The organism is Mycolicibacterium xanthum (genome assembly GCF_019710635.1).
Lineage (GTDB): Bacteria > Actinomycetota > Actinomycetes > Mycobacteriales > Mycobacteriaceae > Mycobacterium > Mycobacterium xanthum.
On sequence record NZ_JAIFZS010000001.1, the window covers coordinates 95,292 to 109,193 of the forward strand.

Annotated in this window: 10 protein-coding genes; 4 read left to right on the forward strand and 6 right to left on the reverse strand. The window is 69.2% G+C overall.

Features of this window, described 5'->3' with window-relative positions:
* Positions 1 to 146: 146 nt before the first annotated feature.
* Both JDV09_RS00415 and JDV09_RS00420 read right to left on the reverse strand, forming a co-directional pair.
* The gene (locus JDV09_RS00415) at positions 147 to 1,451 is read right to left on the reverse strand and encodes an acyltransferase family protein (protein ID WP_221367134.1); all 1,305 of its coding nucleotides are present in this window, start codon (positions 1,449 to 1,451) and stop codon (positions 147 to 149) included.
* Positions 1,452 to 1,460: 9 nt separating this feature from the next.
* Positions 1,461 to 2,294, reverse strand: a complete 834-nt coding sequence (locus JDV09_RS00420) for a thioesterase family protein (RefSeq protein WP_221367135.1) — start codon at positions 2,292 to 2,294, stop codon at positions 1,461 to 1,463.
* A gap of 71 nt (positions 2,295 to 2,365) precedes the next feature.
* On the opposite strand from JDV09_RS00420, the gene JDV09_RS00425 reads away from it, so the two are divergent.
* On the forward strand, positions 2,366 to 3,598 hold the full coding sequence (locus JDV09_RS00425; RefSeq protein ID WP_221367136.1) for a cytochrome P450: 1,233 nt from the start codon (positions 2,366 to 2,368) through the stop codon (positions 3,596 to 3,598).
* A 3-nt stretch (positions 3,599 to 3,601) separates the two neighbouring features.
* On the opposite strand, the gene JDV09_RS00430 is transcribed toward JDV09_RS00425, so the two are convergent.
* Positions 3,602 to 3,976 (reverse strand): NYN domain-containing protein, encoded by a 375-nt coding sequence (locus JDV09_RS00430; protein WP_221367450.1) that lies wholly within the window; start codon positions 3,974 to 3,976, stop codon positions 3,602 to 3,604.
* 46 nt (positions 3,977 to 4,022) lie between these two features.
* Between JDV09_RS00430 and JDV09_RS00435 the strand changes: the two genes are divergently transcribed.
* A complete protein-coding gene (locus tag JDV09_RS00435; RefSeq protein WP_221367137.1) occupies positions 4,023 to 6,236 on the forward strand; it encodes a molybdopterin-containing oxidoreductase family protein in 2,214 nt (737 codons plus the stop codon).
* A gap of 70 nt (positions 6,237 to 6,306) precedes the next feature.
* Here JDV09_RS00435 and JDV09_RS00440 read toward each other — a convergent pair whose 3' ends face one another.
* Positions 6,307 to 7,515, reverse strand: coding sequence for a CaiB/BaiF CoA transferase family protein (locus JDV09_RS00440; protein ID WP_221367451.1), 1,209 nt, complete (start codon positions 7,513 to 7,515; stop codon positions 6,307 to 6,309).
* Positions 7,516 to 7,742: 227 nt separating this feature from the next.
* On the opposite strand from JDV09_RS00440, the gene JDV09_RS00445 reads away from it, so the two are divergent.
* Complete coding sequence (locus JDV09_RS00445; protein WP_221367452.1) at positions 7,743 to 9,206, forward strand: aldehyde dehydrogenase family protein; 1,464 nt, start codon at positions 7,743 to 7,745, stop codon at positions 9,204 to 9,206.
* Between the two features lie 61 nt (positions 9,207 to 9,267).
* Here JDV09_RS00445 and JDV09_RS00450 read toward each other — a convergent pair whose 3' ends face one another.
* The gene (locus tag JDV09_RS00450) at positions 9,268 to 10,476 is read right to left on the reverse strand and encodes a cytochrome P450 (RefSeq protein ID WP_221367138.1); all 1,209 of its coding nucleotides are present in this window, start codon (positions 10,474 to 10,476) and stop codon (positions 9,268 to 9,270) included.
* 133 nt (positions 10,477 to 10,609) lie between these two features.
* On the opposite strand from JDV09_RS00450, the gene JDV09_RS00455 reads away from it, so the two are divergent.
* Entirely contained in the window at positions 10,610 to 12,091 is a 1,482-nt protein-coding gene (locus tag JDV09_RS00455) for a coniferyl aldehyde dehydrogenase (protein WP_255604619.1), read from the forward strand.
* A gap of 90 nt (positions 12,092 to 12,181) precedes the next feature.
* Here JDV09_RS00455 and JDV09_RS00460 read toward each other — a convergent pair whose 3' ends face one another.
* Positions 12,182 to 13,834: a medium-chain acyl-CoA ligase Mig gene (locus tag JDV09_RS00460; RefSeq protein WP_221367139.1), complete on the reverse strand. Its 1,653-nt coding sequence runs from the start codon at positions 13,832 to 13,834 to the stop codon at positions 12,182 to 12,184.
* Between the last annotated feature and the right edge of the window lie 68 nt (positions 13,835 to 13,902).

Sequence of the window (13,902 nt, forward strand, 5' to 3'; positions counted from 1 at the left end):
CCAGAAGGTTCCACCGGGATTGTGTGTTCACGGTCGACGACGTTGGCGCCGGCCCCGGTCGGTGGCCGGGGTCGAGCGCCCCGATCCGCAGGGCACAAGGTCCGCGTGCCGGCCGGGGGCCTGACATACCCGAAGACGGCAGCGGGTCAGTCAGTGGCGGCCGGAAGGCGCGGGCGGACGGTCACCAGGACCGCGCCGACGCCGAACAGCACGGCCGCGGTCACCGGGAACCGTCCGCCCGGGGCGAATCCGTTGGCCGAGACCAGCCCGAGCGCCAGCGCGCAGGACGCCGTTCCGACGTACAGCAGCGTCTCGGCAAGAACCGGCGGCACCGGCACGGTGAACGTCGGCAGCGGAGCGGCGAACACCCGGCGCTGCCAGAACAGCAGGCTCAACAATGCCGCGGCCACCACCATCAGCACCACTTCCCACTCCAGGCGGGCCAGCCACCACGCTCCCGACCCCATCGAGGGCTGCGGCAACAACCCGGTCGGATACCCGACCAGCGTCACGACGATGACGGGCAGCATGTGCCACAGGTACAGCGCCATCACGTTGTCGTTGGCCACCGAGACCACCCGCGGCCACACCCCGCGCGCGAGCACCCGGTTCACCGCGGGCACGATCGCGAACAGCACCCCGATCTGTACCAGCGCCAGCGCGAGCAGAGCCACCGACGGCGGAGCGCTGTTCTCCACCTGGACACCGGGAACCCCGATCATCGCGACCGGATAGGGGCCCCAGGTCACCAGCACGGGCAGCGCCGCGGCGCCGACGGCGGCCATCGTCAGCAGCAGCCGCCTGCCCAGCAGCCCGCCGTGCCAGGCGATCCCGAGTTGGTAGATCGCCGCCCAACAGAACAGGTAGTTGAGCATCCGGATCTCGGCGAACCCAGTGGCGATGCCCACCACGTCCACCACGACGACGCCCGCCCCCAGTACCGCGGGCACCGCGAGCCCGAAGCGCCGGTGCGCGGCCAGTGCGATCGGTGTCAGCGCGACCACCATCAGGTAGACGCCCAGGAACCACAGGTGCATCGCGACCGCCCAGCCGCCCAGCTCCAACACCTGCCCCTCGATGCCGGCCAGCACCAGCACGCCCAAAACGGTGAGTACGAACACCGCATACACCGCGGTCGGTCCCAGCGTGCGCGTCACCCGGTGCCGGATCCGGTCCTGGCGTGAGGACCGGCCCTCGGCGTCGCGGCGGGTCCAGGACACTGCGCCGGCATAGCCGGCCACCGCGAAGAACACCGGGACCACCTGGAAGAACCAGGTGATCCACTGTGTCCACGGCATCAGCACCAGGGGGTTGTCCCGGCCGAACGCGCCGTCGCGGTAGGTCATAACCGACAGCAGCCAGTGCCCGATGACGACGATCACCACCGCCGCAGACCGGTAGAGGTCCAGCGCGCGTTCGCGCTGCGGTGCCGGGGCCGGCCTGTCGTTCATGTCGTTGCCTCAGTCCGGTCGGGGCCCGGTCGGACGCGGCGCGCGCCGGACCAGCTGGGCCTGTTGGATCGCCGCGACCGGGCCGTGCTCGTCGAACAGCGTCCCGGTCGAGACGCCGACTCCGTCACGGCCGTAGTGGTTTTGGGCGCGCACCCCGATCCAGTCACCGTCGGGTGGCCGGTGGATGTGCACCGCGAGGTCGGTGTTGAGGAACGTCCACCCGGCCGGGTCGAGTCGGCTGCCCATGCCGTTGGCGATGTCGGCGACGGCGAACAGGCGCTGGACCGGTGTCATCGGCTCTCCGGCGACCAGGTCGACCAGCGGGCGGGCCCAGCACTCGGCCTGCACGCTGTGGAGGATGTCGTTGAGCCAGCGCCAGTCCAGGCTCTGGATATAGGTCTGTTCGGCCGATTCGTCGGGCAGTCGCCGCCGGCCGTCGCGCACCGGGCGCATCGGGGCGGTCGGGGTGTCGGGCAGCTCGTCGGCGTCGATGCGGCGGAACCGCCAGGCCGTCGCGGTGGCGACCGGACGTGGTGTGCCGTCGGGGCCGGGGGCGAGCATCTCGGCACCGACCAACTCGATCTGCGTTCCCGGGCGAGCGACACGGGCGCGCACCCACAGTCGATCGGAAACCGGTACCGGCCCGAGCAGGTCGACGATCACCCGGCTGATCCGGGTGTCGTCGCGTGCGGCGCAGCGTTCGGCCGCGCGCACCAGCAGCGCCGATACCGGCGCGGCGTTCTGCATCGCCGAGCCCCAGGTGCTGATCACGTGGCTGGAGGCGGCGAACCGTTCGCCGAGGGGATCGTCGGGGTCGACGAGTTCGTAGTAGGCGTCGGTCACTCCGGGTCCTCGCTTGTGCTCGGCGGCGGTGGGTCGCAGGATATGGTGGGACTTATCGAAAGTACAACCGGATGGCTTTCAGGAGGCAAGTCGTGGCCGTCGTCGACGACGAGATCGTCTTCGATCCGTTCTCTGCGGAGTTCTACGACGATCCGCACGCGATCTACCCACGGCTGCGTGCGCACGCTCCCGTCTACTACAGCACCGAACACGATTTCTACGCGCTGAGCCGGCATGCCGACGTCGCCGCCGGGCTGAAGGACTTCGCCACCTACTCGTCGGCCTACGGGGTCGATCTGGCGATGGTGCGAACCGGGCAGAAGGCGCCGGCCAAGATGATCATCTCGATCGACCCGCCGGAGCACCGGGTGATGCGCAGCCTGGTCAACAAGGTGTTCACTCCGCGCGCGATCGGCGCGCTGCGCGGGATGGTCGCCGACACCGTCGAGCAGTTCCTGACCGCTGTCGGCGACGACGAGTTCGACGTCGTGCACGACTTCTCAGTGTATTTCCCGGTGGACGTGATCAGCCGGATGCTCGGCGTGCCACCCGACATGCGTCAGCAGGTGCGGCTGTGGATCGACGAGTCGCTGCATCGCGAACCCGGTCAGATCGAGATGTCCGAACCGGGTATGCAGGCGATGACCGAGATGTGGCTGATGTACTACCAGCTCATCCAGGAGCGCCGAAACCAACCGCGCGACGACATGATCAGTGCGCTGATCGCCGCGGAGGTGCCGCGCGAGGACGGATCCACCGAGCGGTTGCGGGATTCCGAAATCGCCGGATTCGCGACGCTTCTCGGTGGTGCGGGCGCCGAGACGGTCACCAAGCTGGTGGGCGGCGCGGTGGTGACGTTCGCACGTCACCCCGAACAGTGGCAGCAGCTGCTCGACGATCGCACGATGATCCCCGCCGCGATCGAGGAGCTGCTGCGCTATGACGCGCCGGTGCAGTACAACGTGCGGCGGTCGAACCGCGAGGTGACCCTGCACGGCGTGACGATCCCGGCGGGTGCGCCGGTGTTCCTGCTCGGTGCGTCGGCCAACCGCGATCCGGACGCCTGGACCGCGCCCGACGTGTTCGACATCAACCGCGACCGTGCCGAGGCGCAGAACCTCGGCTTCGGCTACGGCATCCACAGTTGCCTCGGCGCCGCACTGGCCCGGATGGAGAGCGCCATCGCACTGGAGAAGCTGCTCGAGATGATGCCGCGCTACGAGGTCCGGTGGGACGGCTGCCGCCGGGTGAGCATGCAGAACGTGGCCGGCTGGTCCCATGTGCCGGTGCGGATCGCGCGATGAGCATCAGCGCGGGTCGATGAGGTCGCGCAGCCGTTCGGCCGGGAACACCGTCGCGTGCGCCGATCGCACCCGCTCGGACAGGGCACGGTCGGAGGTGGCCACCCGGATCTGCCCGGGGTGGGGATCGGCGGTGATCATCCGGACGATCTCGTCGTCCGCGGAGTTCGGCGCCGCTGCGGGTGCATGCGCGACGGTGACGACGGTCGAGGTGATCGGCGGCGACGGCGGGCGCTCGAAGACCACCGTCACGTGCGCGTCCTCGCGCAGCGCCCACTGCTCGAGACGCTCGACCAGGGTGGCCATCGCGCGGTGGCGATCGTGCCACCACCCGTCGGGGCGCGAGCCGATCACGTTCATCCCATCGACAATCCAGCGCACCGGATTCACACTATCTCGGTAGGGGATCGGGGAAAGGGTGGGTTTCATGGCCGAAGCTTCAGCGCAGAGCCCGGGGACCACGAACGGCGCCGAGCAGAAGAAGACGTTCTGCCGGATCTGCGAGCCGTTGTGCGGCATGGTCGCCACCGTCGAGGACGGCCGGCTGGTCGCGCTGCGGCCGGACAAGGACCACCCGCTGTCGGCGGGCTTCGCCTGTCAGAAGGGCATCGCGTTCACCGAGGTGATCAACGATCCCGATCGGGTGACCACCCCGTTGCGCCGCACCGCGGCCGGATTCGAACCGGTGACGTGGGATGAGGCGATGTCCGACATCGCCGCCCGGCTGTCGTCGATTCTGCGCAACCACGGATCGGACGCGCTGGGCTGGTATTTCGGCAACCCCGGGGCGTTCAGCTACTCGCACGTGCTGTCGGTGCTCGCGTTCGTCAAGGGTGTCGGACGGCGCGCGCACCTGTTCACCGCGTCGTCGCAGGACACCAACAGCCGGCTGATGGCCAGCCAATTGCTGTACGGGACACCTACATCGGTGCCGATCCCGGATCTCAACCGCACCGATCTGCTGGTGGTGATCGGCGCCAACCCGGTCGTGTCACACGGCAGCTTCCTGACCGCGCCGCGGATCAGGGACCGCATGCACGACATCGTCAAACGCGGCGGGCGGGTGCTGGTCATCGACCCGCGCAGGACCGAGACGGCCGCCCAGTTCGAGTGGTGCGGCGTCGTCCCGGACACCGACGCCTACCTGCTGTTGTCGCTGCTGCAGGTGCTGTTCGCCGAGGGACTGGCCGACGAGGCCGCCGTCGCCGCACATGCCGACGGGCTGGACTGGCTGCGTGCGCAGGTGGCGCCGTTCACCCCGGAGGCCACCGAGGCGCACACCGGGGTGGACCCCGACGTCGTGCGCGGCCTGGCCCGCGACCTGGCCACCACCCCGCGCGCGGCGGTCTACGGCCGGCTGGGCACCTGCGTGGGCCGCCACGGAACCCTGACGTCCTACCTGATCGACGTGGTCAACCTGGCCGCGGGCAACCTCGACGTTCCGGGCGGATCGGTGTTCAACAGCCTGGGCTTGCCGGGTGAGCACTGGGTGAACGTCGCCGTGGGCGCGCTGCTGCGACGCACCTACCGGCGCAGGCGATCCCGGATCGGCGGGTTCCGCTCGACCATCGGCTCCGAGCCGGCCGCGCTGATGGCCAAGGAGATCCTCACCCCGGGCCGGCGCCAGATCCGGGCGCTGTTCGTCAGCGCGGGCAACCCGGTGCTGTCGGTACCCAACGGAGACGAGCTGGAGTCGGCGCTGGACTCGCTGGAACTGTCGGTGGCGCTGGACTTCTACGTCACCGAGACGACGTCGCACTGCGACTACATCCTGCCCGTCACCACGATGTACGAGCGCGAAGACTTCCCGCTGACCTTCCAGCCGTTCCAGGCCACCCCGTTCCGGCAGGCCACCGAGGCGGTCGTCGCCCCGGTCGGGCAGGCCCGCCCGGAGTGGCAGATCGTCGGGGAGCTGATGCGCCGGCTGTCGGGCCGCTCACCGGTGTTCTCGGTGCTGAGCGGCGCGAACCGGCTGCTCGGGCGGGTGGGCGTGCACTTCACGCCGCGGATGCTGGCCGACGGGATCATCCGGATGTGCGCCGGCGGTGACCGGTTCGGGCTGCGCCGTCGCGGTCTGACGTTCGACCGGCTCACCGGCGAGCATCCGCACGGAACGGTGATCGACCCGCACGTCCCCACCGGCGTGCTGCGCGACGCGATCGGCTACCGGCAGCGCCGAATCCGGTTGCGCCACGACGACATCGCCGACGAGATCAAAACGCTGTCGCGCCGCGAACACCCCGCGGACTATCCGTTGCGGATGGTCGGGATGCGCGAGACGCGCTCGGAGAACTCGTGGATGCACAACGCTCCGCTGTTGATGCGCGGCGAGTGTATCCATAAGGGGCTGATGAACGCCGACGACGCCGCCGAGCTGGACATCAGCGACGGCGGCCAGGTGCGGGTGAGTTCGCCCTACGGACAGATCACCGTGCCGGTCGGGGTCACCAAGGACATCGTGCCCGGCGTCATCGCGCTGCCGCACGGCTGGGGGCACAAAGGCACCGGCGGCTGGCGGGTGGCCAATCGGGCCGGCGGCGCCAACGTCAACCAGCTGACCTCGAGCGATCCCGCCGACGTGGAGGGGCTGTCCGGGATGGCCTGGCTGACCGGGGTGCCGGTGCGGGTCGACAAGGCCTGATCTCTGCCGAAATGGCATTCCGGCAGGGCTCTACTCGACATTTCGCTGCCGGAATGCCATTTCGGCGAAGTCAGGCGATGGCGCCGCTGTCCTTGAGCTCTTCGATGCGGTCCCAGTCCAGGCCGATCTCCATCAGCACCAGCTCGGTGTGCTCGGAGGCCTGCGGCGCGCGGGTGGTCTCCAGCGGCTCGTGGTTGAACTGCACCGGACCGCGGACCACCTTGAACGGCTTGCCGTCGGATCCCTCCACCTCGACGATCATGTCGTTGGCGATGGCCTGCTCGTCGGTCGTGAGGTCGACGAGGCTCTGGAACGGCGCCCACTGGCCCCTCATCGTCTTGAGGTGCTGGCGCCAGTACTCGAACGGCTTGCCGGCGATCGCCGCGGCGATGAGTTCCACACCGGCTTCGGCATTCTGGATCAACGGCATGACCTCGCTGAACCGCGGGTCGTCGGCCAGTTCGGGCAGCCCGAGGTGCTCGAATGTGTCCCGGATGTAGCCGGTCGGGCTGACGATGCACAGGTTGATGGTGCCGCCGTCGGAGGTCTGGTAGTTGGCCATGAACGGGTTGACCGACGTGGTGGTGCCGGGCATCAGTGAACGCATGGTCTCGCCGGTCTCCATGCCCTGTGTCACGCTGGCGCCGGCCGCCCACCACGCGGTGCTCAGCAGCGACACGTCGAGCTCGACGGCCTCGCCGGTGCGCTCCCGGTGGAACAGCGCCGCGGAGATGCCGCCCGCGATGTTCATGCCACCGATCGAGTCGCCGAACGCCGGAATGCCCTGCGGCAGAGCCCCCCCGATCTCCTCGGGGGTCAGTGCGTGGCCGACGCCGCTGCGCGTCCAGAACGCGGTCCCGTCGAAGCCGCCGACAAGGCGCTCGGGACCCTTGTCGCCGTAGGCGCTGCCCCGGGCGTAGATGATGTCTGGGTTGACCGCGCGGATGTGCTCGATGTCGAACTTGTTCTTCTGCCGCACCTGGGGCATGTAGTTGGTCAGGAAGACGTCGGCGGTCTTGGCGATCTCGTAGAGCACCTCCTGACCCTCGGGGGTGGAGACGTCGATGCCGACGCTGCGCTTGCCGCGGTTGGGGTGCTCCATCAGCGGGTGCCGGTTCGGGTCGAGCTGGAAGCCGCCCATGTTGATGAAGCCGCGCTGGGTGTCCCCGCGCACGGGGTGCTCGACCTTGATGACGTCGGCTCCCCAGTCGGCGAGGATCGCGCCCGCAGCGGGCACGAACGTGAACTGAGCCACCTCGAGGACGCGCACGCCCTCCATCACCTTGATCACGTCAACAACACCTTCCGACGACGTCCAACGACAGATTCGCGGGGAAGTCTACCGGAGTTGCACTACTGTAATGTTTACCGTTGACCGTCCGAGAATCCGATCGCGATTTCCTCGTCAGGGGGTGCCAGGTGAGCGACGTCACCGCCGAAGCGGATCGGCGCACCGAGACCAGCGTCGATCTGGGCCGGCGCGCTGCGCAGGGTGCCGAGCGGCGGATGCTGATCGACGGTGAACTCGTCGAGGCCCGGTCGGGTGCGGAGTTCGACAACCTCAGCCCGGCCACCGGTGCCGTGCTCGGGGTGACCGCGGCCGCGGACGCACACGACATGGAGCGGGCCGTCGCCGCGGCGCGACGCGCATTCGACGGCAGCGACTGGTCGACGAACCGGGCGCTGCGCAAACGCTGTCTGGAACAGTTGCAGGACGCGCTGGAGGACGAGAAGGACGAACTGCGAACCGAACTCGTCGCCGAAGTGGGTTGTCCGGTGATGACCACCGATTCGGCACAGCTGGACTGGCCGCTGGCCGAATCGCTGAACTACCCGGCACAGCTGATCGACACCTTCGAGTGGGAGCGCGTGCTCGAGGGTGGCGGCCTGTTCGGCGAGCGCAACGTGCGGATGGTGGTCAAGGAGCCGGTCGGTGTCGCCGCGGCGGTGACCCCGTCGAACTTCCCGATCGAGGTCGTGCTCAACAAGCTCGGGCCGGCGCTGGCGGCCGGAAACACCGTGGTGCTCAAGCCGGACCCGCACACGCCGTGGAACGCCACCCGGATCGGGCGGCTGGTCGCCGAACGCACGGACTTCCCACCTGGTGTGCTCAACGTGATCACCACGCCGTCCAACGAGGTCGCTGCCCTGCTGGGGACCGACCCACGGGTGGACCTGGTGTCGTTCACCGGCTCGACCGCGGTGGGCAAGTCGTTGATGCGCAGTGGTGCCGAGACGATGAAGCGGATGTTCCTCGAGCTGGGCGGGAAGTCCGCGGCGATCGTGCTCGACGATGCCAATCCTGCGGTCATCGTGCCGACCGCGGTCGGGGTCTGCGTGCACGCCGGTCAGGCCTGCGCGGCGACCAGCCGGATGCTCGTCCACCGCTCGCTCTACGATCAGGCGGTCGCCGACATCACCATGGCGTATCAGGCTGTGCCGGTGGGTGATCCGGCCGACCCGGGCACCTTCGTGGGCCCGGTCATCAGCGCTGCCCAGCAGCGGCGGGTGCTCGACGCGATCGCCGGGGCACGCCACGACGGTGCCGAGATCACCGCCGGGGGAGGCCCGGTGGAGAACCTGCCCGACCATCTGCGCGGCGGGCACTTCATCGCGCCCACCGTCGTCATCGGGGTCGACAACAGAGCGGCTATCGCCCAACAGGAAGTGTTCGGCCCCGTGCTGGTGCTGCTGCCGTTCGACGACGATGACGAGGCCGTCGCCATCGCCAACGACAGCCCGTTCGGCCTTGCCGGGGCGGTGATGTCGAGATCGGCGGAGCGCGGCATGGACATCGCGCGGCGGGTGCGCACCGGGTCGTTCGGTGTCAACGGCGGGATGTTCTACGGTGCCGACGCCCCGTTCGGAGGCTACAAGAGCAGCGGCGTGGGCCGGCAGTGCGGCCTGGAAGGGTTCGCACAGTATCTGGAGACCAAGACCATCGCCCGCCGGGAGCGCCGCACGCACTGAAGCGGTCTGTCGCCAGGGCGAAGCCAGGGCTGTGATTCCGCCGTGTCAACGGCCGGGAATGTTATTCCGCCGAAGGGGCGAACGTCACCGGCAGCACGGTCGGCGATCGGAACGGCTGGCCGTGGATGTGCGGGTCGTCATCGGTGTGCAGCCGGATGTCGGTGAGCCGGTCGAGCAGGCACTCGGTGGCCACGCGGGTCTCCATCCGGGCCAGGTGCAGCCCCATGCAGGTGTGCTCGCCGGCGGCGAACGAGATGTGCGGCACCCGCTTTCGGAAGATGTCGAACTGCTCGGAGCGTTCCCAGCGGTGCTCGTCGCGGTTGGCCGAGCCGATGCACACGTCGATCACCGATCCCGCCGGGATCGGCACCCCTTCGACCTCGGTGTCCTCGCTCGCGTAGCGCTGCACCGTGGTCAGTGGCGTCTCGTAGCGCAGGCCCTCCTCGATCGCCGGGCCGATCAGCTCACGGTCAGCCACCACCGCGTCGAACTGATCGCGGTGGGTGAGGAGCAGGTAGAGCAGATTGCCCGAGGATCGGTAGGTGGTCTCCAGCCCGGCCGGTAGCAGCAGTCGCAGGAACGAGTAGATCGCCTCGTCGGTGAGCCTCTCCCCGTCGACCTCGGCGGATACCAGATCCCCGATGATGTCCTCGGTTGGCGCCGAGCGCCGCTGCTCGATCTGGGTCAGGAAGTATTCCTTCAGCGCGGCGGACGCCTCGAATGCGCGCTTGTAGTTCACCGCATAGCTGATCAGCTCCACCGCGCGCCTGCGGAACCACGGCAGGTCCTCCTCGGGGAGCCCGAGCAGGCGGGTTATGACGCGGGTGGGGAACTCGAAGGTGAAGTCGCGCACCAGATCCGCTTCGCCGCGGTCGACGAACTCGTCGATCAGGCCGGTCACCACCGGGCGGACGATCTCGGGCTCCCACCGGGCCAGCGAGCGGGACTTGAACGCCGCGGACACCAGGTTGCGGTGCTGCCAGTGGGGTTTGCCCTCCATCGCCAGGATGGTCGGACCGATGAACAGACCGATGGTGGAGTCGTAGATGTGCGAGTTGAATGCGTTGCCGTCCCGGAACACCCGGTTCACCGCATCGAACGACACCGCCGCGTAGAGGTTCTCGGGACGCAGTGAATCCGGGGTTCTGCTCCAGTCCATCACCGACCCGCGGAACACCCCACCCTCGGCGCGGCGCCGCGCGAACATGGGGTAGGGGTCGCGCAGGTCGATGGGTTCGTCCATCGCGACGTCCTGTACCGGCGTCTCCACGTGTGGCCTCCCGTCGGTATCGGGCGGACGGCCCGCCCCAGGGAGTTACTGTAACTCTTACAGTAAACCGTGTACAGGCCTGGTTGGTGTTACCGTTAGCCTTACCGGAGGGTTGCCCAGGTGGAGGATTCAGATGGCAGTGCTGCCCGACAGCGCGATCGACCGTCAGCAGGAACCGATGTCGGCCATTCTCGAGCGGCAACGGGCCGCCTACGCCGCCGACGGGCCGCCGACGGCGGCGCTGCGCCGCAACCGCATCGACCGGCTGCTGGCGCTCGTGCTCGACAACGCCGACGCCTTCGTCGACGCGATGGCCGCCGACTTCGGCACCAGGCCGCGGGCGGGCTCGTTGTTCACCGAGATCATGGGCATGATCTCGGTGATCGAGCACACCAGATCCCATGTGCCGCAGTGGATGCGCTCGGCCAAACTGATGCGTGGGGCGCGGATGTTCGGTCTGCGCGCCGAGGTCGAGCCGTCGCCGCTCGGTATGGTCGGCATCATCGGGCCGTGGAACTTCCCGCTCAACCTGGTGGTGCTGCCGGCGGCCGCGGCGTTCGCGGCCGGCAACCGGGTGATGATCAAGATGTCCGAGATCACCCCGCGGACCGCCGCGCTGATGGCCGGCCTGGCGCCCGACCACTTCGACCCGGCCGAACTGCACGTGGTGACCGGTGATGCCGAGGTCGCCGCGGAGTTCGCCGCATTGCCGTTCGACCACCTGTTCTTCACCGGTTCGCCCGCCGTCGGCGCGCTGGTCCAGCGGGCGGCAGCCGCCAACCTGGTGCCGGTGACCCTGGAACTCGGTGGGAAGAACCCGGTGGTGGTCGCCCCGGGGGCAGACGTCGCCCGAGCCGCGGAGCGAATCGCGCAGGGCCGCATGATCAATGGCGGGCAGGTCTGCGTCTGCCCGGACTACGTCTTCGTGCCGTCCGATCGGGCCGAGGTGTTCGCGGACGCCGCCCGCCGCACCTGGACTTCGATGTTTCCGTCGATCGTGGCCAACGACGACTACTGCTCGTCGGTGAACCGGGCGAACTTCGACCGGGTCGTCGGCCTGATCGAGGACGCGCGGAGCAAGGGGGCGGCGGTCGAGCCGGTGGCACCGCCGGGTGAGGTACTGCCCGACCCGGTCAGCCGTAAGATCGCGCCCACGCTGGTGCGCGGCGTGGACGACACCATGGCCCTGGCATCGGAGGAGACCTTCGGACCCGTGTTGACGGTGCGCCCGTATGAAAGCCTCGACGACGTCGTGGAGTACGTCAACGCGCGCCCGGCGCCGCTGGTGGCGTACTGGTTCGGGCCCGACGACGCGGATTTCCGATCCTTCGTGCGGCGCACCCGCAGCGGCGGGGTGGCGCGAAACGACTTCGCCGCCCAGATGATTCCGTCGGCGGCGCCGTTCGGCGGGGTCGGCCGCAGTGGGATGGGCGCCTACCACGGCAAGGCCGGCTTCGACGCGTTCAGTCACTACCGCACCGTGGTGGGCAGCGACCTTCCGTTCACGATCACCGGACGCGCGGCGCCGCCGTTCACCCGGTCGACGCGGGCCACCACGGCGCTGACCCTGCGGATGGCGCGTTACCGCACCCGCCGCCGGCTCCGTAGCGGTTGATTCGCCCTCCGGCTCGGTGCGGTGGATTCGTCTGCGGCTCGCTGCCGGTTGATTCGCCTCCGGCTCAGTGCCGGTTGATTCGCCTCCGGCTCAGACGTCCGCGATGGCCTGCTCGCGCGCCCACCGGTAGTCGGCCTTGCCGGCCGGGCTGCGCTCGATGACCGGCCGGAACACCACGGCCTTGGGCAGCTTGTAGCGCGCGATCGACTTCGACGCATGGTCGATGAGCTCGGCGTCGGTGGCGTGCGCACGGTCGGCCAGTGCGACGACGGCCACCACCTCCTGGCCCCATCGTTCGCTGGGCCGCCCCGCCACCACGACGTCGGCGACGGAGGGATGCGACGCGATCGCCGACTCGACCTCCTCGGCGAAGATCTTCTCGCCGCCGGAGTTGATCGTCACCGAGTCGCGGCCCAGCAGTTCGATCGAGCCGTCGGCGAGGTGGCGGGCCCGGTCGCCGGGCACCGAGTAGCGCACGCCGTCGATGACCGGGAACGTGGCCGCGGTCTTGGCCGCATCGCCCTTGTAGCCCAGCGGCACATAGCCACGCTGAGCCAGCCAGCCGATTCCCTCATGCCCGTGCGACAGGATCGAGTCGAGGTCCTCGGCGGCGACGAAGGTGTCCGGGCCCGCGGTGAACCGGCCCGTCGACACCGCGCCGGGCGCCGACATGTGCGTCATCTGCGCGCCGGTCTCCGACGACCCGACGCCGTCGACGACCATCAGGTTCTCCTTGGCGTCGATGAGACATTGCTTGGCGCTCGGGGTGAGCTGTGCTCCGCCGTTGGCGACCACCGCCAGCGAGGACAGATCCGCCGTGCTGCGCTCGAACGCGTGGGCCAGCGGGCGGGCCATCGCGTCGCCGACGACGGTGACCGCGAGGATCTTCTCCCGTTCGATGCTGGCGACCACGTCGTCGACGTCGAGGTGGCTGGTGAACGGTGAGAACACCACGGACTGGCCGGTGTTCATCGCGGTGAACACCGCCCACTGCGCCGCGCCGTGCATCAGCGGCGGCAACACCATCAGCTTGGTGCCGGGTGCCTGGGCGCACCGGTCGGCGATGTCGGCATAGGACGTCGCCAGCTCGCCGGTGTAGAGGCTGCGGCCGCCGAAGGAGGCGACGAAGATGTCGTGTTGGCGCCACAGCACGCCCTTGGGCATGCCCGTCGTGCCGCCGGTGTAGAGCACGTAGAGGTCGTCGGGCGACGGTTCGACCGGCGGGGCGACGGCCGGGCCGTCGGCGACGATCGACTCGTAGTCGACCGCGCCAGGCAGCAGGTCGTTGCCCGAGTCGTCGGCGATCTGGATGAGCACCCGCAGCTCGGGCAGGTCGGGCAGCACCTCGGCCAGCCGGGGGGCGAACGCCGCGTGGTAGAGCAGCGCGGTGGCCCCGGAGTCGGAGAGCAGGTACTGCAGTTCGCTCTTGACGTAGCGGTAGTTGACGTTGAACGGGGCGACCCTGGCCCGCCACGCGCCCAGCATGCCCTCGACGTACTCCGGACCGTTGTGGGCGTAGATGCCCAGCAGGTCCTGGCCGACCTCATGGCCGGGCAGATCCGCGCGTTCGGTGTGGCAGCCCAGCCCGTTGGCGTGCAGGAACGCGGCAAACCGGGTGGACCGCTCGACGATCTGGGCGTAGGTGTACCGGCGATCACCCTGGATGATGAACTCGCGGTCGCCGATGACCGCGGCGACGGCGTCGGCGGCGGCCGGGACGGTGAACTGGATCGAGGATGACATGCTGCCTCTCATCGCTGGTGGGGGAGCAGGTGGATCATCGGGGCTTCCGCCCATCGCCGGACTCTATC

Coding starts and splice junctions, on each gene's coding strand:
- JDV09_RS00415 (WP_221367134.1), bottom strand. CDS start 1,451: ATGAACGACAGGCCGGCCCCGGCACCGCAGCGCGAACGCGCGCTGGAC.
- JDV09_RS00425 (WP_221367136.1), top strand. CDS start 2,366: ATGGCTTTCAGGAGGCAAGTCGTGGCCGTCGTCGACGACGAGATCGTC.
- JDV09_RS00435 (WP_221367137.1), top strand. CDS start 4,023: ATGGCCGAAGCTTCAGCGCAGAGCCCGGGGACCACGAACGGCGCCGAG.
- JDV09_RS00440 (WP_221367451.1), bottom strand. CDS start 7,515: ATGGAGGGCGTGCGCGTCCTCGAGGTGGCTCAGTTCACGTTCGTGCCC.
- JDV09_RS00445 (WP_221367452.1), top strand. CDS start 7,743: ATGCTGATCGACGGTGAACTCGTCGAGGCCCGGTCGGGTGCGGAGTTC.
- JDV09_RS00455 (WP_255604619.1), top strand. CDS start 10,610: ATGGCAGTGCTGCCCGACAGCGCGATCGACCGTCAGCAGGAACCGATG.
- JDV09_RS00460 (WP_221367139.1), bottom strand. CDS start 13,834: ATGTCATCCTCGATCCAGTTCACCGTCCCGGCCGCCGCCGACGCCGTC.